20 protein-coding genes are annotated in these 26,845 nt (G+C 72.3%); 10 read left to right on the top strand and 10 right to left on the bottom strand.

Annotated features, from left to right (window positions below; all coding sequences use genetic code 11):
* Window positions 1-14: 14 nt before the first annotated feature.
* Complete coding sequence (locus tag QSK39_RS26490) at window positions 15-1,208, bottom strand: aminotransferase class I/II-fold pyridoxal phosphate-dependent enzyme (RefSeq protein ID WP_285480523.1); 1,194 nt, start codon at window positions 1,206-1,208, stop codon at window positions 15-17.
* A 265-nt stretch (window positions 1,209-1,473) separates the two neighbouring features.
* Between QSK39_RS26490 and QSK39_RS26485 the strand changes: the two genes are divergently transcribed.
* Window positions 1,474-2,688, top strand: coding sequence for a macrolide family glycosyltransferase (locus tag QSK39_RS26485; RefSeq protein ID WP_285480522.1), 1,215 nt, complete (start codon window positions 1,474-1,476; stop codon window positions 2,686-2,688).
* Window positions 2,685-3,743, top strand: coding sequence for a ketoacyl-ACP synthase III family protein (locus tag QSK39_RS26480; RefSeq protein WP_285480521.1), 1,059 nt, complete (start codon window positions 2,685-2,687; stop codon window positions 3,741-3,743). Before QSK39_RS26485 ends, QSK39_RS26480 begins: the two co-directional genes overlap by 4 nt.
* A 387-nt stretch (window positions 3,744-4,130) precedes the next feature.
* Here the strand turns inward: QSK39_RS26480 and QSK39_RS26475 are convergent, their stop codons facing one another.
* The 4 genes from QSK39_RS26475 to QSK39_RS26460 all read right to left on the bottom strand — a co-directional run bounded on the left by QSK39_RS26475 (window position 4,131) and on the right by QSK39_RS26460 (window position 7,983).
* The gene (locus tag QSK39_RS26475; RefSeq protein WP_284748679.1) at window positions 4,131-4,277 is read right to left on the bottom strand and encodes a hypothetical protein; all 147 of its coding nucleotides are present in this window, start codon (window positions 4,275-4,277) and stop codon (window positions 4,131-4,133) included.
* 214 nt (window positions 4,278-4,491) lie between these two features.
* Window positions 4,492-5,184, bottom strand: coding sequence for a helix-turn-helix transcriptional regulator (locus tag QSK39_RS26470; protein WP_285480520.1), 693 nt, complete (start codon window positions 5,182-5,184; stop codon window positions 4,492-4,494).
* Window positions 5,185-5,567: 383 nt separating this feature from the next.
* Entirely contained in the window at window positions 5,568-6,752 is a 1,185-nt protein-coding gene (locus tag QSK39_RS26465; protein ID WP_285480519.1) for a cytochrome P450, read from the bottom strand.
* Between the two features lie 19 nt (window positions 6,753-6,771).
* Complete coding sequence (locus QSK39_RS26460; RefSeq protein ID WP_285480518.1) at window positions 6,772-7,983, bottom strand: macrolide family glycosyltransferase; 1,212 nt, start codon at window positions 7,981-7,983, stop codon at window positions 6,772-6,774.
* Window positions 7,984-8,123: 140 nt separating this feature from the next.
* On the opposite strand from QSK39_RS26460, the gene QSK39_RS26455 reads away from it, so the two are divergent.
* The 3 genes from QSK39_RS26455 (at window position 8,124) to QSK39_RS26445 (ending at window position 11,058) form a co-directional block, all read left to right on the top strand.
* Entirely contained in the window at window positions 8,124-9,092 is a 969-nt protein-coding gene (locus QSK39_RS26455; RefSeq protein ID WP_285480517.1) for an ATP-binding cassette domain-containing protein, read from the top strand.
* Between the two features lie 3 nt (window positions 9,093-9,095).
* A complete protein-coding gene (locus QSK39_RS26450; RefSeq protein WP_285480516.1) occupies window positions 9,096-9,935 on the top strand; it encodes an ABC transporter permease in 840 nt (279 codons plus the stop codon).
* A gap of 157 nt (window positions 9,936-10,092) precedes the next feature.
* Window positions 10,093-11,058 (top strand): restriction endonuclease, encoded by a 966-nt coding sequence (locus QSK39_RS26445; RefSeq protein WP_285480515.1) that lies wholly within the window; start codon window positions 10,093-10,095, stop codon window positions 11,056-11,058.
* Window positions 11,059-11,167: 109 nt separating this feature from the next.
* Here QSK39_RS26445 and QSK39_RS26440 read toward each other — a convergent pair whose 3' ends face one another.
* Window positions 11,168-12,394, bottom strand: coding sequence for a macrolide family glycosyltransferase (locus tag QSK39_RS26440; RefSeq protein ID WP_285480514.1), 1,227 nt, complete (start codon window positions 12,392-12,394; stop codon window positions 11,168-11,170).
* Between the two features lie 205 nt (window positions 12,395-12,599).
* Here QSK39_RS26440 and QSK39_RS26435 point away from each other — a divergent pair, with 205 nt between their 5' ends.
* Complete coding sequence (locus tag QSK39_RS26435) at window positions 12,600-14,078, top strand: ArnT family glycosyltransferase (RefSeq protein ID WP_285480513.1); 1,479 nt, start codon at window positions 12,600-12,602, stop codon at window positions 14,076-14,078.
* Between the two features lies 1 nt (window position 14,079).
* On the opposite strand, the gene rfbB is transcribed toward QSK39_RS26435, so the two are convergent.
* From rfbB to QSK39_RS26420, 3 genes are all read right to left on the bottom strand, one after another.
* On the bottom strand, window positions 14,080-15,051 hold the full coding sequence (rfbB, locus tag QSK39_RS26430) for a dTDP-glucose 4,6-dehydratase (RefSeq protein WP_285480512.1): 972 nt from the start codon (window positions 15,049-15,051) through the stop codon (window positions 14,080-14,082).
* 20 nt (window positions 15,052-15,071) lie between these two features.
* Entirely contained in the window at window positions 15,072-15,959 is an 888-nt protein-coding gene (gene rfbA, locus QSK39_RS26425) for a glucose-1-phosphate thymidylyltransferase RfbA (protein WP_285480511.1), read from the bottom strand.
* A 92-nt stretch (window positions 15,960-16,051) separates the two neighbouring features.
* Window positions 16,052-17,344 (bottom strand): sensor histidine kinase, encoded by a 1,293-nt coding sequence (locus QSK39_RS26420; RefSeq protein ID WP_285480510.1) that lies wholly within the window; start codon window positions 17,342-17,344, stop codon window positions 16,052-16,054.
* 420 nt (window positions 17,345-17,764) lie between these two features.
* Here QSK39_RS26420 and QSK39_RS26415 point away from each other — a divergent pair, with 420 nt between their 5' ends.
* The 4 genes from QSK39_RS26415 (at window position 17,765) to QSK39_RS26400 (ending at window position 26,124) form a co-directional block, all read left to right on the top strand.
* Window positions 17,765-20,335: a LuxR family transcriptional regulator gene (locus QSK39_RS26415; protein ID WP_285480509.1), complete on the top strand. Its 2,571-nt coding sequence runs from the start codon at window positions 17,765-17,767 to the stop codon at window positions 20,333-20,335.
* The gene (locus QSK39_RS26410) at window positions 20,319-23,078 is read left to right on the top strand and encodes an AAA family ATPase (protein WP_285480508.1); all 2,760 of its coding nucleotides are present in this window, start codon (window positions 20,319-20,321) and stop codon (window positions 23,076-23,078) included. The genes QSK39_RS26415 and QSK39_RS26410 overlap by 17 nt, the downstream gene beginning before the upstream one ends.
* The gene (locus QSK39_RS26405; RefSeq protein ID WP_285480507.1) at window positions 23,075-23,242 is read left to right on the top strand and encodes a hypothetical protein; all 168 of its coding nucleotides are present in this window, start codon (window positions 23,075-23,077) and stop codon (window positions 23,240-23,242) included. Before QSK39_RS26410 ends, QSK39_RS26405 begins: the two co-directional genes overlap by 4 nt.
* Window positions 23,243-23,343: 101 nt before the next feature.
* Window positions 23,344-26,124 carry a helix-turn-helix transcriptional regulator gene (locus QSK39_RS26400; RefSeq protein ID WP_285480506.1) on the top strand — a complete coding sequence of 927 codons (2,781 nt, stop codon included), beginning with the start codon at window positions 23,344-23,346 and terminating at the stop codon, window positions 26,122-26,124.
* Here the strand turns inward: QSK39_RS26400 and QSK39_RS26395 are convergent.
* Window positions 26,121-26,768: a response regulator gene (locus tag QSK39_RS26395; protein ID WP_284748715.1), complete on the bottom strand. Its 648-nt coding sequence runs from the start codon at window positions 26,766-26,768 to the stop codon at window positions 26,121-26,123. The two genes, QSK39_RS26400 and QSK39_RS26395, sit on opposite strands and share 4 nt — an antisense overlap.
* Window positions 26,769-26,845: the final 77 nt, after the last annotated feature.

The following is a 26,845-nucleotide window of genomic DNA, read 5'->3' as shown; positions in this document are numbered from 1 at the left end:
CACTCACGACATCGTCAGCCCCGGGAGGCCAGGCGCCGGCGGATCTCCGGTGCGTGCTCGATCGCGAAGGCCACCAGGGCCGAGACGTCGCGGACCTGCTCACTGGTGACCGACGGTCCGGTCGGCAGCGTCAGCACGCGCCGGGAGAACGCGTCGGTGGCGGGCAGCGAGACCGGCCGCTCGGTGCGGTAGGGCTCGCACTCGTGCACGCACGGCGAGAAGTAGCGCTGCGCCAGCACGTTGTCCGCACGCAGCAGGTCGAGGATCGTGTCGCGGGGCAGCCCGCATGCCTCCTCGTCGACCTTGACGACGTTGTACTGGTAGCTGTTGCGGTTCTCTTCGTCGTAGCGGTGCATTTCCAGCCCGGGCAGGCCGTCCAGCTCGGCGGCGTACTGCTCGTAGTGGGCGCGGTTGGCGGCGATGGTCGCGGGCAACGCGTCGAGCGAGGTCAGCCCCATGGCCGCCGACGCCTCGCTCATCTTGGCGTTGGTGCCGGCGAACTCGGTGACGTGCTCCTCGCCCCAGCCGAAGTTGTGGGTGTAGCGGGCGAGCTGGGCGAAGTCGTCGTCGTTGGTGACGATCGCGCCGCCCTCGAAGGTCGTGACCACCTTCGCCGCGTGGAAGCTGAACATCTCGGCCTTGCCGAACCCGCCGAGGGGCTGGGAGCCGAAGCTGCAGCCGATGCCGTGCGCGGCGTCGAAGAAGAGGGTCAGGTTGTGCAGCTCGGCGATCTTCTCCAGCTCCTGGATGGCGGCGGGCTGCCCCCACAGGTGCACGCCGACCAGCCCGGTGGTGCGGTCGGTGATCAGGCGCTCGACCTGCTCGGGGTCGATGCACCCGGTGGCCGGGTCGAGGTCGCAGAAGACCGGCGTCAGGCCGAGGTAGCGCATCGCGTGCGCGGTCGCGACGTAGGTCATGGACGGCATGATGACCTCGCCGGTGAGGCCGGCCGCCCGGGCCATCACTTCGAGGGCGATCGTCCCGTTGCAGGTGGCGACGCAGTGCTTGGCACCGGCGTGGTCGGCGATCCGCGCCTCGAACTCCTTGACCAGCGGGCCGCCGCTGGTGAGGCGCCCGCTGTCGAGGGCCACTTCGAGCCGCTCGTAGAACTTCGCCCGGTCCCCGGTGCTGGGCTTTCCCACCACCAGGGTCTTCTCGAAGGCCATCGGGCCGCCGAAGAGTGCCAGGTCGTCAACGCTCGTCTTCATGAAAGGTCCTTCCCCAGGGGTCGCGGTCTGCCCTTTCCCGCGATGACGTGCATTTCGTTGCTTTACAACAGGTGTTGAGATCCCCCTCGTGCGGTCGTCTGCAGGATAAGTACGCCGCGCGCGAGTGACGGATCCTGCCGCGAAACTCTGTGGAAGCCCCTAGTCGTCCCGGCGTAGAAACGTTCAAAGCGGTTTTGGGGGGAAATAGCCAGAACTTGCGTGGTAGCCGGTGCGCCCGGCGGGCACGGTGGCCGACGATGCAGCGGTGAGCAGGCACATCGCCGTCTTCAGTTTCCCCGCGTACGCGCACGTCGCGCCGGTCCTCCCGATCGTCGCCGAGCTGGTGCGCCGCGGTCACCGGGTGACCTTCGCCGTGGTCGACGAGTTCGCCGAGAAGGTGGCGGCGACCGGCGCCGAAGTGCTGCCCTACACCTCGACGTTCCCGTGGGCGACCGGGCTGGGCGACACCGCCTCCGACGGCTACGCGCTGCGGGCCATGCTGGCCTTCATGGGCGAGGGCCTCGCACCGCTGGACGCGGCCATGCACCGGTTCGCCGACGACCCGCCGGACCTGGTGGTGCACGATTTGGCTGCGTCCGAGACGGCGCGGCTGATCGCGCGGAAGTTCTCGGTGCCGACGGTGCAGTCGGTCCCGGAGTTCGCCTCGAACGAGCACTTCCGCCTGAACGAGGCGCAGGCCGAGACGGACGCCGCCGCGCCGCCGGACCTCACCGACCCCGCACTGGCCGCGTTCGTGGAGCACGCCGGGCAATTGCTGGCCCGCCACGGTTTGTCCGATGTGGACACCGGCGCCGGCGATCCCGGGTACCACCTCGTGTACCTGCCGAAGGCGTTCCAGATCCACGGCGAGACCTTCGGCGACCGCTTCGCCTTCATCGGGCCGTGCTTCGACCGGACGGCGCCGCCGGGGGAGTGGACCCCGCCCGCCGACGGGCTGCCGCTCGTGCTGATTTCGCTGGGCACCTCGCGCAGCCGGGAGCAGGTCGGCTTCTTCCGCAAGTGCGTGCGCGCCTTCACCGGGCAGCCGTACCACGTCGTGCTGACGCTCGGGCGGTGGGTCGACCCGGCCGAGCTGGGCCCGTTGCCGGACAACATCGAGGCGCACCCGTTCGTCGCGCACGCGGCACTGCTGCCGCACACGCGCGTGTTCGTCACCCACGGCGGGCTGGGCAGCGCCATGGAGGCCCTGCACTACGGCGTCCCGATGGTGGTGACGCCGTCCCAGAGCGACCAGGTGGTGACCGCGGCCCGCATCGCCGACCTCGGGCTGGGCCAGGTGGTGTCGCGCACCGACGTCACCGAGGACGAACTGCTCGAAGCGGTCGCCACGACCGCGTCCGATCCCGTGGTCGCCCAGCGCGTCCGGTGGATGAGCGAGCAGGTCGCGCTGGCCGGCGGGGAGACCCGCGCGGCCGACGCCGTCGAATCGTGGCTCCGAGCGAAAGTGGAGGCGAAGTGAAGCTGGCGGAGGTCTACCTCAGCGGGATCGGCACGTACGTGCCGGCGACCACCGGCGTCGAGGCGGCGATCGAGCAGGGGTGGATGACCGCCGAGGACGCCGAGACGTCCGGCCTGACGGGCGCGGCCTGCGCCGGTGAGACCCCGGCCCCGGACATGGCGCTGTGGGCGGGGCAGGAGGCCGTGGCGCGCGCGGGCGTCGACCCGGAGGCGCTGGACGTCCTGCTCTACGCGGACAACTACCACTCGGGCCCGGACGGCTGGTTCCCGCAGTTCTGGCTGCAGCGGCACCTGGTGGGCGGCGACCTGCTGGCGGCGCAGCTGCGCCAGGGCTGCAACGGCATGTTCGGGGCGCTGGAGCTGGCCTCGACGTACCTGATCGCCCGCGGCGGCGGCACGGCGATGACGGTGGCGTCGGACAACTCGACGTCCCCGCTGGTGAACCGCTGGCGCTGCCTGCGTCCCGACTTCGTCATCGGCGACGGCGCGACGGCGGTGGTGCTGAACACGACGGCCGGTTTCGCGAGGCTGAAGTCGGCGAGCTCGATCACGGTGCCGGAGCTGGAGGGGATGCACCGCGGCGACGAGCCGATGTTCCCCCCGGGCGCGACGATCGGCCGCTTCATGGACTTCGCCGAGCGCATCGACTTCTTCGGGTTCGAGAACCGCGACACGATGCTCCACAGTGGCCTGAACCTGCTGAAGACGCGCTCGGAGCTGATCGACCGCGTGCTGGCGGAGGCCGGCATCGGCATCGACGGGGTCACCCGCATCGCGTACAACCACGGCTCGCGCAAGTACGTCGAGGACGGGCTGCTGGCGATGCTCGGCATCCCGCTGGAGAAGTCGAACTGGGACTTCGGGCGTGGCCTGGGGCACCTGGGGGCGAGTGATCAGGTGGCCTCGCTGGCGAACATGCTCGGGACGGGCCAGCTGGCACCGGGCGACCACGTGCTGATGGTCGGGATCGCGCCGGGGGTCAGCGTGGCCGGTGCGGTGGTGGAGATCCTGGACGTGCCGGAGTGGGCCGAGGCGGTCGTGCCCCGGGCCGGCTGAGGCAGGAGCGGAGCACGGAGGTCGCCTTCAGCGGACGCGGTCCGGTGGAGGCGGCCTTTTTTGCGTGCGGCCTCCCCCGGGTGAGCGAGGTCCTTCGGCGGGACCGGGGCGCCCCACCGCCCTCGCGTCCCGGGCTGAATCGAGCGGAGCCACCCGCCGCGAGGCGACCCCTACGGACCACACCGGACCACCCCCTGAACCGCCCACAGCGGTCACGCCCCGTGCGACCGCCGTTGTCACACGGTAGCCGCCCGGAATCACTGGTGGAAACTGACCAACATCCCGTGACCGCATCGCGCGCCCGCACCCGAAACCCCCGGAAAACGCGAATCGGGTGGTCCGAGGTCTCCCTCGTCCCACCCGATCACCGGTCAGCGGTGTGCCTGCTCAGCCGCCGCTGCCGCCGCCGTACGCGCCACCCAAAAGGCGGCTGCGGCGCTTGCGGTTCTTTTCGTCATCGGCCTTGGCGTTGTCCGCCTTGGAGTCGGACGGCTTCTTCTTGGAATCGTCTTCCTTTTTTCCGAAAATACCCACTTCGCTTCACCTTTCCCAGTTCCGGCCGCCGTCGTGAAATCGGTCGCTGCCTTCGCAGGATAGCGCAGGGTACTGCCGGGCGCACCCGTTGCGACCCGCATTCGAGGGGATTTCCCGGAGGGTTCCCGCCGCATGGGAAAGGGCCGCCCGGGCCGGGTCGATACCGGTACGAACCGGACATCGATCCCAACCCGGGCGGCCCCGGGGGAAGCGTTCAGCGGATGTACTGCGGGGTCACCTTCGGCGGCCACTGGCCGATGCACAGGATGCCCTGCGAGTACGCCTTCGAGACCAGCGCCGAGCGGTTCGGCGACTTGAACTGCCGCAGCATCGCGCCGACGTGGTACTCGATGCCCTGCCTGCTCAGGTACAGCTTCGACGCGAGCTGCACGGTCGAAATCCCGGCCGCGACACCCTCCAGGACCTTGGCGTCGAGCTCGCTGAGGAGCTTGGTCTTCTCGATCGCCGGCCGCGGGGCCTCCGCGGCGCGGTCCGGCTTGATCAGCACGACGATCGTGGTGACCTGGCCGGACTGGCTGCGCACCGCGATGCCGGTCAGCCCGCCCGAGAGCACCGGCTGGGACGGCCGCACGCCCACCAGGCGGGCGCTGAAGCGGTCCCGGCGGCCTTCGTTCAGGCGCGCCAGCTGCTGGAGGGTGAACTGTTTGGCACTCGGGTGCACGAAGTCCACAAAGCTCTGTCCGAAAACCTCGGACGCGGTCCGGCCCAGCTGACGGAGAAAGTCGCCATTGGCCTCGATCACCCGGAGGTCGGGTCCCAGATTCGCGATGCAGACATCGGACAAGTCGAAGGCGGGGACGTTCTGGTTCTGTCTTTCGGCGACGGCCGGCAGGCCGTGCGGTACCGCCGCCGGCCGCTCGGCCAAGGAATCGACACGCGTGTTCATCGAGTTCGAACCCCCAGATTCGTTCTACGTTTCGAGGCATTGTCCACGGACAAAAGGCGTCGACGACCCCCGAGCTCCCCTCAAGAGGGTCGGCGGCAGCTGTCCGGGCGGGTTATTCACACCACCCCAGCGGAAACCTCGAGCCCTTCCCCAGAAGGATCCTCGAGTCCACCCGGCCAGCTGCGCTTCGGTCCGTTTCGTTGGAAACAAACCAAACGACGTCTCGTACGCTAGCCAACGGGGTATGGCCCGTCAATGCCGGTCGGGGGGTTGGGGGCTAACACTGGGGTCCGCACCACCGGAGGTACGGCACCCCGGGCCGCACCTTCGGTAGTGCGGTATCCGGGCGTTCACTTTCCGCTCGCGAGCGGTTCCCCGGCCGGTCAGCCCGCGGTGGTCGTGACCGGCAGCTGCTGGACGCCGAACACGCCGCCGGCGTGGAACGGCACCTCCGCACCCGGGGCGATCCGCAGGTGCTCGAAGCGCTCGAACAGCAGCTCCAGCGCGATCCGCCCCTCGAGCCGCGCCAGCGGCGCACCCAGGCAGAAGTGGATGCCGTGCCCGAACGCGGCGTGCGTGTTGGGCTTGCGGGCCAGGTCGAACCGCGCGGGGTCGGCGAACTCGCGCTCGTCGTAGTTCGCGGACACCACCCACGCCCAGACGATCGAGTCGGCGGGGATCACCGTGCCGGCCACCTCGACGTCGGTCGTGGTCACCCGGACCACCCGGGGGAACGGCGGCCGCAGCCGCAGCACCTCTTCGAGCAGCGGCTCGACCAGCGACGGCTCGGCCCGCACCCGCTCGTAGACGCCGGGGGCGTCCTCCAGGCAGAGCAGCACGTTGCCGAGCAGCATGGTGGTGGTGACGTGCCCGGCCAGCAGCAGCAACGCGGTGAAGTTGCCGACCTCCTCGTCGGTCAGCCGCTCGCCGTCGATCGAGGACTCCACGAGCCGGGTCAGCAGGTCGTCGCGGGGTTCGGCGCGCCGGGAGGCGATCTGGGCGTTGAGGTACGCCTCCATCTCCTCGATCGCGATGGCCAGCTTCTCGCCGGTGCTGGGGTCGTCGACCTGCAGCGCCATCAGCGCCTCGGCCCAGCCCCGGAACAGGGCGCGGTCCGTGGCGGGCACGCCCAGCAGCTCGGCGATGACGATCACCGGCAGCGGGTAGGCCAGCACGTCGACCAGGTCGAACTCCGTCGCGCCGGGCTTGACCTCGGCCAGCAGCTCCCGGGTCAGCTCGGTGATCCGCGGCGCGAGGTCGGCGACCACCTTGGGGGTGAACGCCTGGCTGACCAGGCGGCGCAGCTTGCGGTGCTCGGGCGGGTCGATGACCAGCAGCGTGCCCGGGGGCGCCTGGTCCCCGGGCGAGGTCAGGCGCGTCGTGTCCGAGGAGAACAGCTGCGCGTCGGTGCTGACGCGGCGGACGTCGGCGGACCGGAACACGTGCCAGGCCCCGGCCTCGTCCTGCCACACGGGCGTGTCCGCCCGCATCTTCTCCAGCCAGGTCAGCAGGGAAGCGCCGCCGTCCGGGGCGATTTCCGGGGCAGCGGTCAGCTCGGTGGTGTCCACGTCGAATTCACTCCTGGGATCAGGCGGTCAGTCGGGCCTCGACGCGGTCCGCGGCCGCCGCGGCGCCCCCGGCGTCGGTGATGTGCGCGCGCATCCGGTCCACGCGCTCGTGCGCGCCGGCGTCCTCGGCGAGGCCGGTGACGGCCTCCAGCAGCGACGCCGCGACGACGTCGTCCGGGTCGACCCGGACGCCGAGGCCGAGCTCGGCCAGCCGGTCGGCGACGATCTCCTGCTCCAGCGTGCGGGGCACGACCACCGGTGGGACGCCCAGCGCGAGCGACTCCATGGTGCTGCCCATCCCGGCGTGCGAGACGAACCCGCTCGCCCGGCTCAGCACGGCGGGCTGCGGTACCCACGGGTGCAGCTCGAAGTTCGGTGGCACCGGGCCCAGCTCCGCCGGCGAGACCAGACGCCCGATCGTCATGACGACGTGCCACGGCGACCCGGCGAACGCCTCGAGGCACGAGGCGAAGAACTCGCGCTGGTGGTGGTAGCCGAAGCTGCCCATGGCGATCAGCAGCACCGGCCGGTCGTCCGGCGGGGTCCAGCCGCCCGCGCGGTCGCCGAGACACGGCCCGACGAACGCGTACCCGTCGTCGAAGGTGTCGCCGCCGGGCTGGAACTCCCTCGGCAGGAACACGAGTTTGGTGTCTTCCCGCGCTTCCGCGAGGTCCGCCGCGGTCGTGCCGGGCAGGTGCTCGGCGAGCACGTCCGCGACCACCGACGCTGCCTTGGCGAGCGCGGGGTGCTCCGGGTCGGGCGCGGGGACCTTGCCCGCCATCGAGGCGTACGGCGAAAACTTCTCATTCGCGACGAACGTCGAACACGACAGGATCGCCGGGATCTCCCACTTGCGCGCCAGCAGACGTCCGGTGGCGTAACCGAAAGCGTCGTACACGAAGACGTCCGGCCGGTCGTCCTCGAAGGCGCCGAGCGCGGTCCGCAGCGGTGCGAAGCCTTCCAGCGCCTGGGCGAGGCCCGCCTCCGCGACGACGTCGCCGGTGATCTTCTCCGGGATCGCCACGGTGTCCCACGACTTCGGCACGTGGGACTCGTACGGCAGCACGGTGGCGCCGGTGGCGCGCACGGCATCGGCGTACTGCTCCGCCACGACGTAGCTCACCCGGTGGCCGCGGCGCACGAGTTCGGCCGCCACGGGCAGCGTCGGGTTGAGGTGCCCGTGGGCGGGATAGTTGAGGAAGGCGACGTGGCTTCCCGGCGGGGGAGTCATGTACCGAAAGCTAGTCGCGCGCGGCGGGCAGTCAACCATGTCTAGGCGAACCCCTCGGGTCCCGCGGTGAGCAGGGAAAAGGGCCTTCCTCCTGTGTTAACTGTTGCCATGTCCGATTCGGCCAGCGGAAGGAAGCGGTCGTGACGTTGTTCGTCGAGGCCGAGGGGATCACCAAGACCTTCGGCAAGGTTCGTGCGCTGGACGACGTCAGCCTGCAGGTGCCGCGCGGCACCGTGTGCGGGCTGCTGGGCCACAACGGCGCCGGCAAGACCACTTTGGTCAACGTGCTCACCACCTTGGTGACGCCGACTTCGGGCCGCGCCAGTGTCGCCGGGCTGGACGTCCAGCGCGACGCCGTCGCCCTGCGCAGCCGCATCGGGCTCACCGGCCAGTTCGCCTCGGTCGACGAGCAGCTTTCCGGCTTCCGCAACCTGATCCTGATCGCCCGCCTGCTCGGCGCCTCCACCAAGGCGGCCAAGGAGCGGGCGGACGAGCTGCTGACGGCGTTCGGCCTGCACGACGCGGCCTCCCGCCCGGCGAAGACGTACTCGGGTGGCATGCGGCGGCGCCTCGACCTGGCCGCCAGCCTGGTCGGCCACCCCGACGTGATCTTCCTCGACGAGCCGACGACGGGCCTCGACCCGGCGGCCCGGATCGCCATGTGGGAGATCGTCGAACAGCTCGTGCGCGACGGCTCGACCGTGCTGCTCACCACCCAGATGCTCGACGAGGCCGACCGGCTCGCCGACAAGATCGTCGTGCTGGCCCAGGGAAAGGTGATCGCCGCGGGCACCTCGGCCTCGCTCAAGGCGCAGGTCGGCAAGCGCACGGTCACCCTGACCCTGGCCGACCAGCCCGACGCCGAACGCGCCGCGGACGCCGTCCGCCTCGCCGGGATGGAGGCGCGGGTGTCCGGAGTGGACGAACTCGCCGGGCTCGCGCTGACGGTGCCGGTGGAGAAGTCCACCGACCTCGCGCGCGTGGTCCGCGCGCTCGACGACGTCAAGGTCGAGCCGGTCGAGCTGGCCCTGGTCGACCCCCGGCTCGACGACGTGTACCTCGCGCTGTCCGGGCCGCGGGATTCCCACCCAGTCACCGAGAGGGCCTGACCCATGAGCGCACCGACACTGTCCACTTCGGACTCGGCAGCCACGGTGGCCGGGCCCGGCCCGTGGCGCGGCACCAGCGTGCCGATGCAGATCATCATCCTGACCGGCCGTTCGCTGCGGGCGGTCGTGGCGTCCCGGGCGCTGGTGCTGCTGGGGCTGCTGCAGCCGCTCATCATGCTGATCCTGTTCAGCCAGGTGTTCGCGAGCCTGGCCGGCACCAGCTCGTTCCCGGCCGGGGTGTCCTACATCGACTACCTGATGCCCGCGGTGCTGGTGATGGGCTCGCTCTCGGTGGCGCTGCAGTCCGGCGTCGGGTTGCTCGACGACATGCGCAACGGCGTCGTGGCCCGGTTCCGCACGCTGCCGATCGCGTCGGCTTCGGTACTGGTGGCGCGCAGCCTCGCCGACGTCGTGCGGCACGCGCTGCAGCTGGCGATCATGCTGGTGCTGGCGGCGACGCTGTTCGGGTTCTCGCCCGGCGGCGGCTTCACCGGCGTGCTGCTGGCGTGGCTGATGTGCATCGCGGTGGGCTGGTCGCTCAGCTGGATGTTCATGGCGATCGGCGTCTGGATCTCGAACGTCGAGGTGATGCAGGGCGTCACGTCGATGGTGATGTTCCCGCTGATGTTCGCGTCTTCGGCGTATGTCCCGCTGTCGTCGCTGCCGGCGTGGCTGCGCGCGGTGGCCACGGTGAACCCGCTGACGTACTCCGTCGACGCGTCGCGCAACCTGGCGCTGGGGAACCCCGTCGGAATCGGCGGCCTGGCGGCGCTGGGCGCGGCGGGCCTGATCGGCATCACGGGTGCGATCGTCGCGACGCGGGGCTTCCGCCGCTCCGCTTGAAGTCGTGGACACCTCCCGCCGTGGCTGGTCGGGAGTGTTTTCCAGAATTATCATCTGATTACCCACCTTGCGCTCCGGACGGCCCGCCGACGTCCGTTCACCTCGAGGATCACCGCCGTGGAATGATGACGGTTCGTGAGTTCGCACTGAGGTGATCATGACCGACATCCCGTACCACTTCCCACCTGACCTCGTGGGCATTCTCGTCGACACGATTCCGCTGCTTCGCAGATCAAAGGCCGACACGGTCGGGTTCTTTCGCGCATGTGGAGTCAGCGAGCGCCATCTCGCCGACTTGCAGTACCGCGTGGACTCGAACCGCAGCTCCATCAACAAGTACGAGATCGCCCGTACGGTGATTGCTCGGGTCAACGAAGACGGTGACTCGGGCTTGAGGTCTCGGCGTGAGATCATCCGGCGAGTTGTCGAATGGGAAGACTTCTCCACCTCCTGGAAGGAGGACGCGCTAAAAGCACAGGGATTGGTGGCGAAGGTGCGCCACCTCGTGGGCGCGAAGGACTCGTTCGTACGGATGCAACACGAACGAGACCTCGAACGCCAAGAGCGGCTTCGACCGCAGCGCGAGGCGGCCGCGGCGGCAGCAGAGAAGCGGGCGCTTCGCCAACAACTACGTGCTGAGCTGGGGAAGCTCTTCGGCATGACAGACCCGCGTCAGCGCGGGTTGAAACTGGAGTCGCTGCTCAACGAGGTCTTCAAGCTCGACGGGCTCAGTGTGCGAGACAGCTTCACCTTGGCCAATGAGGACGGGCGAATCGGCGAGCAGATCGACGGTCTGATCGAGCTAGGCAATCAACCGTACCTCGTCGAGGTCAAGTGGTGGAAGGACCGGCTCGGTGTCGACGGCGTATCACAGCACCTCGTCCGAGTCTACGGTCGCGCGGGGGTGCACGGACTCATCGTCTCCGCATCGGGGTTCGCAGACACCGCCGTCGAGCAGTGTCGCAACGCGCTTACCCAGAAGACATTCGTCTTGGCCGAGCTACGCGAAATCGTCTACCTGCTCGAGCAAGAAGGCGACTTCGCCGAGTGGCTGCGAACAAAGACACGCGCAGCAACCGTAGACAGGAATCCACATTTCCTGCCGAACTTCGACGTCACCTGACGCGCTGGACCAGCGCCGTCGCGTGATCGACGGGCGGGAACAAGCCCACTGAGGCCCGGGTACGCGGTGCATTCCTACCAAGGGTTCGTGCCGGCCGCGGCCTTTTTGCTCAGGGCAGCAGGGCTTCCAGGGCATCGGCGGCCGCGGCGGCGCCGCCGGCCTGCTCGATCTCCTTGGCCATCAGCGCGAGCCGGGTGGGCAGCGAGTCGTCGGCCGCCATCGCCGTCACCGCGGCGAAGATGACCGGCCCGCTCGCCTCGGTGACCGGGATGTGCCGGCCGAGGCCCAGCTCCGCGACGCGGTGGGCGTTGGCCAGGGTCTCGCCGCTGTGGGACACCGCGAGGATCGGGACCTCGTAGCGCAGCGCCTCCAGGACGCTGCCCATCCCCGCCTGGCACACCAGCGCCGACGCGTGCTTCAGCACCGACGGGTGCGGCATCCAGTTGTGCGCCTCGACGTTCGGCGGCAGCTCGCCGAGCGCGGCCAGGTCGGCGCCGCGCCCCAGCGTCAGCACCACGTGCCACGGCGTGCCGCGGAACGCCTCGATGCAGCCGGTGAAGAACCCGAGGTCCTTGCTCATCGACGTGCCCAGCGAGATCAGCACGACGGGCCGGTCGCCGCCCGGCGGGGTCCAGTGGCCTTCGAGGGCGGTGCAGTCCGCGGTCGGGCCGACGAACCGGTACCGCGGGCCGAACGTCTCGCTCCCGTAGTGGAACGCCTTGGGGATGTACACCAGGCGGGGCTCGTCGCCGGCCGCCGTCAGGCTTTCCATCGCCAGGTTCGGGTCCAGGCCGTGGCGGGTGAGCAGCGCCGAGACCCCCGCGCCGAACTCTTCGCCGAACCGGGCCAGGCGCGGGTCCTGGTGGTCGAAGTCGGTGGCGGCCGGGTGGTCCTCGGGTGGCTGCGGCGCGCCGGGGATCTCGTCGTCGTCGTTCTCGATGAAGACGGGACAGCTCTCGACGAGCGGGACGTCCCAGGCGCGGGCGAGCACGCGCGCGGCGTTCCCGCTGATGGTGTCGTGGACGATGAGGTCGGGCCGGTCGCCGGAAAGCCGCTCCAGCGCCGGTTCGAGCGCCGCGAAGCCTTCGCGCATGAGGTCGATGATCATCGTCACCGCGTCGTCGGCGCTGTCGACCTTGGTGACCGCCGCGGGGAAGTCCGAGTGGTACGGCAGGACCTCGGCCGGGCTGTCGCGCAGGAGGCCGGTGAACTGGTCGGCGACGGCGAACGTGACCCGGTGGCCCCGCTCGGCGAGCGCGGCGACCGGGCCCAGCATCGGATTGATGTGCCCGACGCCCGGAAAGCTGAAGAAGACGATGTGCCGGCCCTGGGTCATGGCTGGAGTATCGCGAGAATGCCCAGGCCAGGCGTGGTTTCGCGGCGAAGTCTAGGGGAATCGCTACCCTCACTTTGCGTGCTTAAACATCACTTCTGAGTGACTACGAAGGTTGCGGATCCCGGCAGCTTGATCGACTTTCGTTGCCTCGGCTGAGGACTCCCGGCCGCAGAGAACGCCAGGTCCGTCCGGGTCTACTTGAGGTATGACCCTTACCAGTGAGACCACCGACAGCCGGCCGGGCCGCACGCGCCCGGCGTTCGCGCGGACTCCGGTTCTCCTGATCGCGGGAGTCGCCGGAGCCCTGCTCCTCATCGCCAGCCGGAACTACGGGTTCTCCTTCGACGAGGCCTACTTCGTGGTGGCCGGCCGCGACCACCCCGCGTGGGGCTACTTCGACCAGCCACCGCTGGTGCCGTTCCTGGCCGCCGGGCTGGACCACCTGTTCCCCGGCTCGCTGGTGGCCCTGCGGCTGCCCGCCACGCTGGCCGCCGTCGGCGGGATCGTGCTGAGCGCGCTGATCGCCCGCGAGCTGGGCGGCCGCCGGGTCGCGCAGGCCGTCGCCGCGGCGGCGTACGCGATGTCCGGCGCCACGCTGATCTGCCACTACCTCGCGACCTACTCGATCGACCCGTTCTTCTGGTCGCTCATCGTCTGGCTGGTCGTGCGGTGGACCCGGGTGCGCGACGACCGGCTGCTGTTCGCCGCCGGGCTCGTCACGGCCGTGTCGCTGCAGACGAAGTTCCTGGTACCGGCGCTGTGGGTGGCGCTCGCCGCCGCGTCGCTGGTTTTCGGGCCGCGTGACCTCGTGCGCCGGCCGCTGCTGTGGGCGGGTGCGCTCGTCGCGACGCTGACCACCGTGCCGACGCTGGTCTGGCAGGCCGTGCACGGCTGGCCGTACGCCCGGATGTCCGAGGTCGTCGCGGCGGAGTTCCCCGGCATCGGCCCGTTCCTGCTCGAGCTGCTGTCCGGGCCCGGCCTGGTGATCGGCGTGCCGCTCGCGCTGTTCGGCTTCGGGCGCCTGCTCGCCGCCCGTGACCTGCGGCCCTACCGCTTCCTGGGCGTCGCGTTCCTGCTGCTGATCGTGGCCTACCTGGTGACGTCGGGCCGGTCCTACTACGTCTACAGCCTGTACGCGCTGCTGTTCGCGGCCGGTGCGGTGGGCCTGCAGGACGTCAAGTGGCCCACCGCCGCGAAGGCGCTCGGCTGGCTCCTGGTCGCGGCGTCGATCCTGCAGGCGCTCGTCGCGCTGCCGATCTACCCGAAGTCGTGGGCCGAGCGCATCCCGGACGTGCCGCTGGTGCCGTTGACGGCGAAGGTCTTCGTGCAGTCCGACGGTCAGCTCGGCCAGCTCTCCGACGCCGTCGTGAAGGTGTACGACTCGCTGCCGCCCGAGCAGCGGGCGCGGACGGCGATCATGACCGACAGCTACGCCTTCGCCGCCGACCTGCAGCTCTTCGGCGCGGAACGCGGGCTGCCGAACGTGTACAGCGCCCACCGCGGCTACTTCTACTTCGGGCACCCGGACGAGAGCGTCGACAGTGTCCTGTTCGTCGGCGACGCGAGCCCGCTGGTGGCCGGGGCGTTCGACCGGCACCAGGACGTGGTGCCGCAGCTGATGACCGTCTTCAGTGGACGGAACACCGCGTGGGACGCGTTGTGGCCCAAGCTGCGCACGCAGTAGCTCAGCCCTTGAGCGGCTCCCACCAGTCGCGGTTGTTCTTGTACCAGTCGACGGTGTCGCGCAGGCCGGTGTCGATGCCGACCTGCGGGGTGTAGCCGAGCTCGGTGGAGATCTTCGTGATGTCCACCGAGTAGCGGCGGTCGTGGCCCTTGCGGTCCTCGACGGGCCGGATCGCGGTGTGGTCGCGGCCGGTGATTTCGAGGAGCCGCTCGGTGAGCTCGCGGTTGGTCAGCTCGGTGCCGCCGCCGATGTTGTAGACCTCGCCCGCGCGGCCGCGCTCGGCCACGAGCTGGATGCCGCGGCAGTGGTCGTCGACGTGGAGCCAGTCGCGGACGTTGAGGCCGTCGCCGTAGAGGGGGACCTGGAGTCCGTCGACGAGGTTGGTGACGAACAGCGGGATGACCTTCTCCGGGAACTGGTACGGCCCGTAGTTGTTGGAGCAGCGGGTGATCGAGGCGTTGAGCCCGTGGGTGATGAAGAAGGAGCGGACCAGCAGGTCGGAGGCGGCTTTGGAGGCCGAGTACGGCGAGTTGGGAGCGACCGGGTGGGTCTCGGGCCAGGAGCCTTCGTCGATGGAGCCGTAGACCTCGTCGGTCGAGACGTGCACGAACTTGCCGACTTCGCGGTCCAGCGCGGCCTGCAGCAGGGTCTGGGTGCCGAGCACGTTGGTGCGGACGAACTCCGCCGACCCGGCGATCGACCGGTCCACGTGGGACTCGGCGGCGAAGTGCACGACCAGGTCGGTGCCGGTCAGCTCCCGCTCGACGACCTCGGGGTCGCAGATGTCGCCGGTGACGACGCGCAGGCGGTCGTCGGCGGCGACCGGCGCCAGGTTCGCGCGGTTGCCCGCGTAGGTGAACTTGTCGAGCACGACCAGCTCGTCCGGCTCGAACCCGGCGTAGTGGCCGGAAAGCACGTTGCGGACGTAAGCCGAGCCGATGAAACCGGCGCCGCCGGTGACCACCATGCGCATGGGAAGGATCCTCCGGGGGTTCAGACCGTGGTGAGCTGCCGCGCGCGGCGCGCGAAGTCCATGACGTACTCGCCGTAGCCCGAGCTGCCGATCCGCTCGCCCAGCGCGTGGCACTGGTCGGCGTCGATGAAGCCCATGCGCAGCGCGATCTCTTCGAGGCAGGCGATCTGGACGCCCTGGCGGGCCTCCATCGTCTGCACGTACTGCCCGGCGTCCAGCAGCGACTTGTGCGTGCCGGTGTCGAGCCAGGCGAAGCCGCGGCCGAGGTCGACGCAGCTGGCGCGGCCCCGGTCGAGGTAGACGTTGTTGACGTCGGTGATCTCCAGCTCGCCGCGCGCGGACGGCTTGAGCCCCTTGGCGATTTCGACGACGTCGTTGTCGTAGAAGTACAGGCCGGTGAGTGCCCGGTTCGACTTCGGGTTGGCCGGTTTCTCCTCGATGGAGATCAGGTTGCCGTCGGCGTCGCACTCGCCGATGCCGTGGCGGTGCGGGTCGGAGACCTCGTAGCCGAACAGGACGCAGCCCTTGAGGTCGTGGGTCGCGGCCCGCAGCACGTCCGAGAAACCCTGCCCGTGGAAGATGTTGTCGCCGAGGATGAGGGCGGAGGTGTCGTCGCCGACGTGCTCCTCGCCGATGATGAAGGCCTCCGCGAGCCCGTTCGGGTGGGCCTGCTCGGCGTAGCTGAGCTTCAGGCCGAGCTCGGCGCCGTCACCGAGGAGCCGCTTGAACGCGGGCAGGTCGTGCGGGGTCGAGATGAGCAGGATTTCGGTGATGCCGGCGAGCATCAGGACCGAGAGCGGGTAGTAGATCATCGGCTTGTTGTAGACGGGGACGAGCTGCTTGGAGACGCCGAGGGTGACCGGATGCAGCCGGGAGCCACTGCCGCCGGCCAGGATGATGCCTTTCATGGGGGCCCCACGTTCTCGGTCGGAAGGATCGCGGTCGGCCCGACCCTAAGCGGGGGAGTAGTAGGAGAATCTCCAGTCCTGGCGGCGGACCTTCAGCGGGGCGCGGTCTTCTGCCGGTTCTCCGTCGTCGGCACGTACGCCGGCAGGTCGGCCGCGATCCGGAACCCGCCGTCCGGGGTGGGCCCGGCCTGCAACGTCCCGCCGACCAGCTCGACCCGGTGGCGCAGGCTCGACAGCCCCAGCCCGGAGCCGCTGCCCGCCAGGACCTCGTCCGGTTGCCGCCGCGGTGGGGTGTTGACCACGCGGATGCCGACGCCGTCGGGCCGGTAGCGCAGTTCGACGCGGATCTCGGCGCCCGCCGCGTGCTTGCGGGCGTTGGTCAGCGCCTCCTGCACGATCCGGTGGACCGTGCGCGCGATCGTCGGGGACATCTGCGAACGCTCGCCCTCGACGTCCAGCTCCACCGGGATCCCGGCCGCGACCGACTCGGCGACCAGCGTCGACGGGTCGGGCGTCTCGTCCGGTGACCCCGCCGAGCCGGTCCGCGGGCTCGGGTTCGCCATCCGCTCGGAGAGGTCGGCCGAGGTCGTGTTCAGCACTCCGACCAGGTCGCGCAGCTCGTCGAGCGCCATCGCGCCGCGCGCGCGGATCTCCTCGGCGGCCTTGCGGACGTCGGGTTCCTTCGAGCTGATGCCGAGCGCCCCGGCGTGCAGGACCATCAGGCTGAGCCCGTGGGTGAGGACGTCGTGCATCTCCGCGGCGAGCCGGCGGCGCTCCTCGAAGCGGGCCTGCTCGGCCAGCAGGTGCGTCTCGCGTTCGGCCCGTTCGGCGCGGTCGCGCAGCTCCTGCAGCAGCTGCTTGCGCGCGTCCAGGTACAGCACGACCGCCGCCGGGCCGATCGTGCTGAGCAGCCCGACCGGGGTGATGGTCCAGCTGGGCGCCCACGGCTCGCTGCCGATGATCGCCAGCGCGCCGACGAAGGCGTACGCGACGCGCGGGCTCTCCAGCCGGACCAGGAAGATCACGATGACCGGGGTGATGCGGGGCAGGATCAGCGGGCTGGCCGGATCCTCGGGGGAGAGCAGACCGGGGGCGAGCCCGTCGGCCAGCACCGTCACGAACGTGACGGCCAGCGCGATGCCGGCGACGGTCTTCGGGAAGCGCCGCAGCCCGAGCACCGCGACGTCGACCACCAGCTGGAGGACCAGGTCGGCGCGCGGGCCCGCCCATCCCGTGGTGGGGTGGCTGTTGATGCTGATCACCACGTCGAGCGCGCCGAAGATCACCGCCAGGCTGAGCAGGGTCGCCAGTTCGTGCTTGGGCCCTACGCGGGTGCCAAGGTGCTCACGCAGCGTGGTTCGAGTACCTGGAGTGACGTCCGACACGGGCCCCACGTTAGCTCCCGGGGATGCGTCCCGGAGGTGGACCGCCGGTTCCCGGACCGGACTAGCGACGAAAGTTGCCCTCCGGTGGACGGACCGACAACTTTCGTTGGTTCCCCTTCACCCCGTCGGCCCACGGGCAACAAGGGGGACCTCAAGTCTTGGTTAAATGTCCAGTTTTCGACGCTCGGTAATGCTACAAGTATGTCACCCGTCCGGGTGGTGGCGTTCGCTGACAGCATGCGTCGCGCCTGGTACGGTCACCTGTTAGTGGAGGAAGTGGCACAGATCGGGCACCGACGGTGGTTTTCATCCCGGCGGCGGTGTCAATAGCGTTTCGGACGGTCAGGTCCTTCGGCGGCTCTGGGGGCTGCGGGAAAAGGGCTCGGTATTGCCGGGCTTGCAGGAAAGGTCGATGGCGGCATGTCGGAACCCACTCCGAATCCGGTCTTCGCCGGGTATTCGGGCGCATTGTCCCGGTGTGCGGTGCTCGCGTGGACGGAGTCCGCGCAGGCCGCGCTGGTGGACGGCGCGCCCGACGGCGGCGTCCGAGCCCTGCTGGCAAGCTTCGAACGGTCGGAAACGGGCCGGTCCGCGAATATTATTCGCATTACCGGCGGCGCCCTCGCCGAGGCTCCCGAGTTCCACGCGCTCACCGAACTGTTCGCGGGGCACGCCGATCCGGGCGGCGCCATTGCGCGCACCCTGGAACTGCCCGCGGAAGACGGTTCCGCACTCCACCGGAAATTCCGCACTCTGCGGTCATTGCTCCTTTCCGGGCCATTGCGGAAAAAGAATGCCGTGATCGTCGTCGAAGACGCTCAAAGGTGCGACGAATCGTCGGTGCGGTTCTTCGACTTCCTGCTGCGGTGCGGTCGCGGAGAGCGGTTTCTGCTCGTCCTCTGCCGCCGGCCCGACGAGCCCGGTCCCGGCAGCTGGGCACTGGGGCAGATCGGTGCGCAGGACCGGTGCCACCGCTGGGAAGTCGCCGCGTCGCGGCCGGTCGACGCGCTGGCCGGGCTGTCCGCGCAGGCACGGACGGTGGCGACCGCCGTCGCGGTGCTCGACGAACAGAACGTGACGAGGGTGGCCGCTTTGTGCGGGCTGCCCGCGCGGCCGGTGCGGATCGCCATCGACGGAATTCGACGCGCGAATCTGTTCGCCGGAAGCGTGCTCGACCGGTCGGTCCGAGCCCGCCTGCTCGCGGAAACACCCGCCGAAGAACTCGCTCACCTGCATTTGCGCGCGGCGCGGGTGCTCAACGACGACGCCCGGCCCGCCGCGGAGGTCGCCCCGCACCTGGGCGCGCTGCCGCGGCTCGACGAGCGCTGGATGATCGACCTCGCGCTCGAAGCCGCGGCCGCCGCGGAGCACCGGGGCGACCCGGCGACCGCGGTCGCCCACCTCTCCCGCGCGGCCGCCGCCGAGCCGGGCCGCCTCGACGTCCGGCTGGCCCTGGCCGCCGCCCGGCTCGAGCTCGACCCGGAAGCGGCGATGGCGGAGCTGCGCACGGCCGCCGTCCGCGACCCGCGTGACCACTGCGCGGTCGCCGTGCTGTTCGCGCTCGCGGCCACCGCCGCGGACGCCGCCGGCCGGCGGCAGGCCCCGCTCGGCGGCATGGTCGACCGGCTGGCCGCGCGGCTCGGCACGGACTCGCCCGCGGTGCCCGTGGCGGCGCTCGCCGCCGCGGCCACGACCCGGGAGGCCGCACGCGGCCTGCTGCGGGAACGGGCCGCGACCGCCCCCCGCGCGGCCGCGGCCCGCCACCCCGGCGCCCGGGACCTCGTGGACCGGGCCGCCGCCCTCGCGCTCGCCGGGCGCGGCAGCGAGGTCGCCGCGGCCTGCGCCCGCGCCGTGGTCCGGCTGCCGGTGGCGGCCGCCTCCAGCGCCGACCTGCTCGCCGCCGCGCGGACCCTGCGGCTGGTCGACGACGCGCCGAACGCCCTGCGAGCTCTCGACCGGGCGGTGGCCGAGGCCGCGGTGCGCGGCGACCGGGCCGGGCTCGGCCGGGCGCTGGCCGCCCGCTACCAGGCGCTGCGGGAAAGCGGCGACCGCGAAGGTGCGCTCGCCGACATCCGCGTCGCGGCGCTGGCGAACGCGGGACGGCGACCGGGGCTCGAAGTCCGCATCGCGCTGGCGACCGCCCTCTGCGACGACGGCGAACCGGCGGCCGCCGAAGCGCTGCTGCGCGCGGCCCGTCCGGACGAACTGGACGCCGCGCCGGCGGAGCACCACCTCTGGCTGCTCGGCCTGGCCAGGGCCCGGGTCCTGCGCTCCGATGTGGACGGTGCGCTGGACCTGCTGCTCGAATCCGGCCGCAGGCAGGACGAGGCCGGCGTGGGCAACCCGGTGTTCGCGCCGTGGTGGTACGCCGCGACGCTGCTGCTCGCCCGGCAGGGCCGGCACCAGGAAGCGGCCGCGTACGCCGAGCGTGGGCAGGAGCTCGCCGGGCGCTGGCCGACCGCGACCGCCCGGGGCCTGGTGCTGGCCGCCCGTGGCGCGGTCGCGTCGGGGACCCGGGCGGCGGAACTGCTGGCGGAGGCGGTCCGGGTGCTGGCGGCTTCGCCCTGCCGGATCGAGTACGCGCGGGTGGAGTACCTGCTGGGCAAGGCTTTGACGCGTGTCGGCGACCGCAAGGCGGCGCGCCAGCACCTGCGCCAGGCCGCGATGCTGTCGGCCTGTTCGGGGTGGTGCTCGATCGGCGCGCTCGCCCGGGAGCTGCTCGAGGAGTCCGGCGGCCGGCTGCGGAAACCGCGGGCCGACGTGCTGACCGAGCGCGAACGCGAGGTGGCCGGGCTGGTTGCCGGCGGCGCGAGCAACCGCGACGTCGCGGGCGCCCTGTTCGTCTCGCCGCGGACCGTCGAGCTGCACCTGACCAACGTCTACCGGAAGCTCGCCGTGGACAGCCGGGCCGAACTGGCCGCGGCGCTGCGGGCGAGCGCGGGGGCCGCCGACGCCGGGGCACCGAAGAGGACGCATGGGCTCGCCGGGTAGCGACGAACGCCCGGTGCCGGCCGAGACCACCGCGCCGGCCGCGGCGGACGTGGCGGGGCTGCCGCACCAGCGCGGCGTGCCCGGCCCGCGGCTGGCCGAGCGGGACGAGGAGTCCGCCCTGCTGACCGGGCTGGTCCACGGCCTGCCCGACGACGGCCCGGCGGTCGTCACGGTCACCGGCGCGCCCGGCTCCGGCCGCAGCGCGCTGCTGGCTTCGGTCGCCGCGACCGCCCGGCACGCCCGGCTGCGCGTCGCCCACGTGCCGTGCTGCCCGTCCGACGGCACCCAGCCGTTCACGGTGCTGCACCAGATCTTCACCGCGCTCGGCGCGGCACTGCCCCCGGCGGCGGTCGGGGAGAGCGGCGCCCGCGTGCCGGGCATCCGCGTCCTGCGCCGGCTGTGCCGGGACCTGGCGGCCGCGGTCGGCGGCCGGCCGCTCGTGCTCGTCGTCGACGACGTGCACTGGGCCGACGCCGCGTCCCGGGCGTGGCTGCGCACGCTTTCCGGGCGGCCGCACGAGATTCCGGTGCTGCTGGTGGTCAGCCAGGCCGGCGGGCTGGACACCTGGCGGCCCGCGGCCGCCGCGCACGGCATCCGGCTGCGCCCGCTCGGCGACGCCGCGGTGGCCGGCCTGGTGCGCGAGCGGCTGGGCGCGGCGGCCGACGACGAGATCGTCGAGCACGCCGTACGCGGCAGCGGCGGGAACCCGGCCGTGCTGACCGAAGGACTGAACCGGCTGCGCATGGAGCCCGGGTTCGCGCGCGAGCAGGCGGGGCTGTTCACCAGGATCGCGGGGGAACGCCTGCTGCGCCTGGTCGACATCCTGCCCGCCGAGCTCACCGCCGTGCTGCGCGCCGTTTCCGTGTGCCAGGAGGGCTTCGGCCCGGCGCTGCTGGCCGAGCTCGCCGGGCGCCCGCCGGAGCGGCTGGCCGCCGACCTCGCGCGGCTGCGGGCGATCGGACTGGTCACGGCGGCCGACGGGCCGGCCGGGCCGGACACCGCCCAGCGGGTGCTGGCCCGGATGACCGAGGCCGACCGCGACGCTTTCTTCACCCGCGCGGCGAAACTGGGCCACGAACACGGCGTCGCGAACGCCGCCGTCGCGGCGATCCTGCGGCGGACCCGCGTGATCGGCGAGCCGTGGGTGGTGGAGGTGCTGCGCGCGGCCGCCCGGCTGGGGCAGGCCGGCGGCCGCGACGCGCAGGCCGTGGCGTCGCTCAAGCGCGCCCTGCAGGAACCCCTCGAACCGGCGCGGCGCGCGGCCGTGCTCCTCGACCTCGGTGCCGCGGAACTGCTGATCGACCAGGACGCGGGTGACCGCCACCTGGCCCAGGTGCTGTCCGAAGTGGACGGTGCGGGTCCCGGCGGGCACCGGCTGCTGGCCGCGGACCTGCTCAACGCGCGGGGCGGGCTGGGCGCGCGCACCCTGATCGCCGCGTTCCGCCGGCCGGACGTCTCGGCGGTGGAACGCGACACCCTGCTCGGCCTGTACTGGCTGGCCGACGGCGACCCGCAGGACCGGCCGGCCGTCGGCGGCTACGGCATACCGCCGCTGCCGGACCGGCCGGCGGACCCGGCGCAGGCGGCCGTGGCCGCGGTGTTGCTCGCCCGGCGCGGCCTGCGCCCGGCCCGGGTGCGCGGGCTCGCGCGGGCGGCGCTGGCGCAGCCGATGGCCGAGGTGAGCTCGCTGACCGTGCGCTCGGCGGCGGTCCGCGCGCTGGTCCTTGCCGGGGACCTCGCCGAAGCCGAGCCCCACGGCGAAGACGTGCTCGCGCAGGCGCGCCGTCGGCGCTCCCGGGCGCTGGTCGCCCGCGCACTGGCCGAGCGGGCCGAACGGCACCTCGTGGCGGGCACCCTCGACGAGGCGGCGGCCGACCTGGCCGACGCCCACGAGCTGGTACCGCCCCGGCACTGGCACTCGACGCTGCGCGCCCGGGTGGTCGCGACCGAGGCGAGGGTGCACCTGCAGGCCGGCCGCGTCGACCTCGCCCGGCGGGTGCTCGAGCGTGACGCGATCGAGCCGGGACCCGGGCTCGGCAGCGCGTTCCTGTTGTACGCCACGGGAGCGGTGCTGCTCGGCGAGGACCGGCCCGGCGAGGCGCTCGCCCCGTTGCGCGAGTGCGGCCGCCGGCTTTCCGCGCGGGGCTGGGAAAACCCGGAGCTCCTGCCGTGGCGCTCGACCGCGGCGAAGTGCCTGGTGGCCGGCGGCGAGCGGGAAGCCGCCCGGCTGCTGCTCGGCGAGGAGCTCGCGGCCGCGACCGCGTGGGGAACCCGCGCCGCGGTCGGCGGCGCGCACCTGGCCACCGCGCTCACCCTCGGCCCCGGCGACGCCGCCGGGCACCTCGAGCAGGCGGTCGCACTGCTGCACGGCAGCGGCAGCCACCTCCGCCACGCGACGGCCCTGGTGGAACTGGCGGCAGCCGGCGGCGAGCAGGCCGCCGACCACCTCGCGGAAGCGGCCACCCTGGCGGCGAAGTACCGCTGGCAGCGCGTCCTCGAGCGGCTGCACGAGCTGACCGGCCGCCCGGTGACGGCGCGACGGCACGGGCTTTCGGAGGCACAGCGCCGGGTGGCGAAGCTGGCCGCGGCGGGCACGTCCAACGCCGGGATCGCGGTGGAGCTGGCGGTGACCCGCCGGACGGTCGAGCTCCACTTGACGAACGTGTACCGCAAGCTGGGTATCGAGGGCAGGCGGCAGCTTGCCGAGGCGCTTGCGGCCGGCGGTGTGGAGGGTTGGTCGTGATGCTGCGGGAGGTCGGGGGCGGCGGGGTGTGGCGGGGCGGGTTCGCGGTGGTCCGGCGGGCGGGCGAGCTTCACTTGGCCGGCGTGTACCGCAAGCTGGGTATCGAGGGCAGGCGGCAGCTTGCCGAGGCGCTTGCGGCCGGCGGTGTGGAGGGTTGGTCGTGATGCTGCGGGAGGTCGGGGGCGGCGCGGTGACCGACGTCTGCCGCGAGCCGGGGATCGACGGCAGGCGGCAGCTCGCCGGCACCGGCAAGGAGGGCTGACCCGTGGCGCTGCCGGAACGCGAGATCGAACTGCGTCGGCTGCGTGGCGCGGTCGCTGCGGCCGGCGCCGGCGAGGGTTCGGTCACGGTGGTCACCGGGCAGCTCGGTGTCGGGAAAACGGCGCTGCTCAAGGAAGTCCTGCGGGCGGCCGAGGCGGATTCCGGCGGGCCGCGGGTGCTCGCCGCGGCCGCGAGCCGGACCGAACAGGACTTCGACTTCGGGATCGCCTGCCAGGTGCTCGAACCGCTGGTCGCCGAGGCGGACGCGGACGCCGCCGATCGCTGGTTCGGCGGGACTGCCGGGGCGGCGCGGTGGCTGTTCCCCGGCGCCCCGGGCTGGCCGGGGTGGGAACCGGGGGACCACAACGACGTGCTGACCACGCACGGCCTGCTCGGCCTGCTCGCCGCGATCAGCACCGAGCGGCCGCTCGCCGTGCTGGTCGACGACCTGCACGTCGCCGACCGGCAGTCGTTGACCTGGCTGCGCCACTGCGCGCGGCGGATCCACGACCTGCCCTGCGCGCTGATCGTCGCGGTCCGCGAAGGCGACCCGGGCGCCGACCGGCCCGCGATCCGCGAACTGTGGGAGCTGGCGAAGATCCGGATCCGGCCGGCGAACCTGTCCGAAGACGGCGTCGCCGCGGTGTTGCACGCGACGTCCGACGCCCGCGCCGGTGACCCGCGCGGGGTCGCCGCCTGTCACGCGGCGAGCGCCGGGAATCCCTTGTACCTCACCGAAGTCGTGCGCGGCGACCACGCGCACCGCAGCGGGCCGTCGGTGCTCAAGGAACGGCTGTCCGCCCAGCTCGCCGTGCTGCCGCCGCAGGTGGGCGACTGCGCCCGGGCGATCGCGGTGCTCGGCGGGCACGCCGAGCCGTGGCTGGTCGAGCACCTCACCGGCGCCGACTCGGTCGCCGTCGCGGAGGCCGTGCTGGCCCTGGGCCGGCTGGGGGTCCTCGCCCCGAGGCGCCCGCCCCGGTTCGCCGCACCCGTGCTGCGGACCGCGATCGAGGCGTCGATGACCGCGCAGGAGGACCTGCGGCTGCGGGTGCGCGCGGCGACCGCGTTCCACGAGGCCGGGTTCGCCGCCGAGACGGTCGCGGCGCAGCTGCTCGAGGTGCCCGCGCCGTCGCCGTCGCCGTGGATGCCGGAGGAGCTGCGCACGGCCGCCGACGCGGCGACCCGCCGCGGGGAGCCCGAGACGGCGGCGCGGTACCTGCGCCGCGCCCTGCTCGACCTGCCGCCCGACGGCCCGGAACGCGGCTGGCGGCTGGTGGACCTGGCGCTCACCGAAGCCGTCTTCGACGTCTCCGCCGCGATCCGGCACCTCACGCAGGCGATCGGCCTGCTGCCCACCCCGCGTGAACGGGCCGAAGCGGTCACGCTGCTGCCGCTCTCGGCGTTCCTCCGGCCGGAGGCCGCCGTCCTCACCGGCCGCGTCACCCCGGAGGACACCGGCGGCCAGGCCGGGCTCCGCCTGGAGGCGCGGATCCGGCTCACCCGCTGTGACGACCCGGCGCTGCTCGCCGCCGCGGTCGGCCGCCTGCGCGAGCTGGGCCCGGAGCCGCCGATCGCCACCCTCGCCGAACGCGAGCTGCTGGCGGTCCTGCTGCACGCGGCCACGCTGAGCGCCGGGATGCCCGCGGCGACCGTGGCGGAGCTGACCGACCGGCTGCTGCGCTGTGCCCCCGCGTCGTCCGAGGAGTTCGCGGGCACCGCGCCGCTGCTGGTCATCTCCGCGCTCACCGCGGGTGCGCTCGGCCCGACAGCGTCCTGGCTGGAGAGCGCGGTAGGCGAACCGGTGCGCGGGCGCCCGGCCCGGCCGGCGTCGCTGATCGCCGCGCGCGGGGCGGTGCTGGCCCAGACCGGGCAGCTCACCCGCGCCCGGTCCACGGCCTGGGAGGCGTACGAGCTGATCGGCGGCAACCTGGGCGAAGCACCCGAGTCGCTGGTGATGGCGCTCGTGGCGATCGCCGTGGTCACCCGCGACGAACGGCTCGCCACGACGGTGGTCGAGCACTACGACGAGCACGCCCTGGCGCGGACCGGCCTGCACGTCCGGGCGGCCCTGCTGATGCTGCGCGGGACCGTGACGGCGGTCGAGGACCCGCGCGGCGCGCTGGCGAAGTTCCTCGACTGCGGCGCGGCCCTGCACCGGGCGGGCTGGCGGAACCCGGCGCTGTTCCCGTGGCGGACGTGGAGCGCCTGGCTCCAGCGTCGGCTGGGCGACCCCGGCTCGGCGGGCGAGCTGATCGACGACGAGATCCGGTGGGCGCGGTGCTGGGGCGCGCCGGGCCCGCTCGGCCGCGCGCTGCGGATCAAGGCGTCCCTGTCCTCGGGTGCCGAGGCCGACCGCATCGTGGCGGAGTCGATCGAGACGTCCCGGGCGTCGGGGGACCGGCTGGAGCTGGTCCGCGCGCTGCTGGCGGAGGGCGCGCTGCTGCGCGACGGCGGGAAGGCGGGGGCGGAGGACCGGTTCCGCGAGGCCTACCGCCTCGCCGAGGGCTGCGGCGCGCCGTGGCTCACCGGCCGCACGGCCGAGGAGACGACCGGGCCGGGCACGGCCGCCGGACCGTCGGCGGCGCTGAGCGAGGCGGAGGGCCGCGTGGTCGGGTTCGCGCTCGACGGGCTGACGAACGGCGAGATCGCGGCCGAGATCAACGTGACCCGGCGCGCGGTCGAGAAGCACTTGACGAACTGCTACCGGAAGCTGGGCATCTCGGGCCGGGCGGAGCTCGCCGAAGTGTTCGGGGCGTGGGGCTTCGGGGCGCGCAGCAGCGCTTAGCCCGCGAGACCCGCCTCGTGGGCCAGCAGGCCCGCCTGCGTGCGGTTGGCGCAGCCGAGCTTGGTCAGCATCCGGGAGACGTAGCTCTTCACCGTCGCCTCGGACAGGTGCAGCTTCGCCGCGATGGCGGCGTTCGACATGCCCTCGCCGAGGCAGACCAGCATGTCGAGTTCCCGGTCGGTGAGGTCGGAAGTGCGCTCCCGCGCCTCCTGCGAGCGCTCGTGCTCGCCGGCCGACGCGGTGACCATCCGGCGCGCCGCCTCCTTGGACAGCACCGTGTGGCCGTCGGCGGCGACCCGGACGAGCCCGATCAGGTCCTCCGGCGGCGTCGACTTCAGCAGGAAGCCCGACGCGCCCGCGCGCAACGCCTTGAGGACGTAGCTGTCGGTGTCGAAGGTCGTGAGCGCCACGACCGACGGCGGGTTCGGGAGCTTGACGATGCGCTCGATCGCGGTCAGCCCGTCGACCCCGGGCATCCGCAGGTCCATCAGCATGACGTCGGGCCGGAAGCGCCCCGCGGCCTCGACGGCCTCGGCGCCGTCCTGCGCCTGCCCGACGATGTCGATGTCGTCGGCGGAGGTCAGCACCGTACGCAGGTGCGCGAGCACCATCGGCTCGTCGTCGACGATCACCAGGCGGATCACGTTGTCGTCATTCCCTTGGGTGCGCACACCCGCAGTATCGCACTGTCCGGGCCGGGTCCGCCCGGACAGTGCGCTGC

Source organism: Amycolatopsis sp. NBRC 101858 (genome assembly GCF_030269325.1).
Taxonomy (GTDB): Bacteria; Actinomycetota; Actinomycetes; order Mycobacteriales; family Pseudonocardiaceae; genus Amycolatopsis; species Amycolatopsis ponsaeliensis.
The sequence above is the reverse complement of the archived record's forward strand: the minus strand, read 5'-3'. Positions and strand labels throughout refer to the sequence as shown.

Excerpts from the sequence above, each read along its gene's own strand:
- QSK39_RS26490 (WP_285480523.1), bottom strand. The coding sequence starts at position 1,208 with ATGAAGACGAGCGTTGACGACCTGGCACTCTTCGGCGGCCCGATGGCC.
- QSK39_RS26470 (WP_285480520.1), bottom strand. The coding sequence starts at position 5,184 with ATGAACACGCGTGTCGATTCCTTGGCCGAGCGGCCGGCGGCGGTACCG.
- QSK39_RS26460 (WP_285480518.1), bottom strand. The coding sequence starts at position 7,983 with ATGACTCCCCCGCCGGGAAGCCACGTCGCCTTCCTCAACTATCCCGCC.
- QSK39_RS26450 (WP_285480516.1), top strand. The coding sequence starts at position 9,096 with ATGAGCGCACCGACACTGTCCACTTCGGACTCGGCAGCCACGGTGGCC.
- QSK39_RS26445 (WP_285480515.1), top strand. The coding sequence starts at position 10,093 with ATGACCGACATCCCGTACCACTTCCCACCTGACCTCGTGGGCATTCTC.
- QSK39_RS26440 (WP_285480514.1), bottom strand. The coding sequence starts at position 12,394 with ATGACCCAGGGCCGGCACATCGTCTTCTTCAGCTTTCCGGGCGTCGGG.
- QSK39_RS26435 (WP_285480513.1), top strand. The coding sequence starts at position 12,600 with ATGACCCTTACCAGTGAGACCACCGACAGCCGGCCGGGCCGCACGCGC.
- rfbB (WP_285480512.1), bottom strand. The coding sequence starts at position 15,051 with ATGCGCATGGTGGTCACCGGCGGCGCCGGTTTCATCGGCTCGGCTTAC.
- rfbA (WP_285480511.1), bottom strand. The coding sequence starts at position 15,959 with ATGAAAGGCATCATCCTGGCCGGCGGCAGTGGCTCCCGGCTGCATCCG.
- QSK39_RS26415 (WP_285480509.1), top strand. The coding sequence starts at position 17,765 with ATGTCGGAACCCACTCCGAATCCGGTCTTCGCCGGGTATTCGGGCGCA.
- QSK39_RS26410 (WP_285480508.1), top strand. The coding sequence starts at position 20,319 with ATGGGCTCGCCGGGTAGCGACGAACGCCCGGTGCCGGCCGAGACCACC.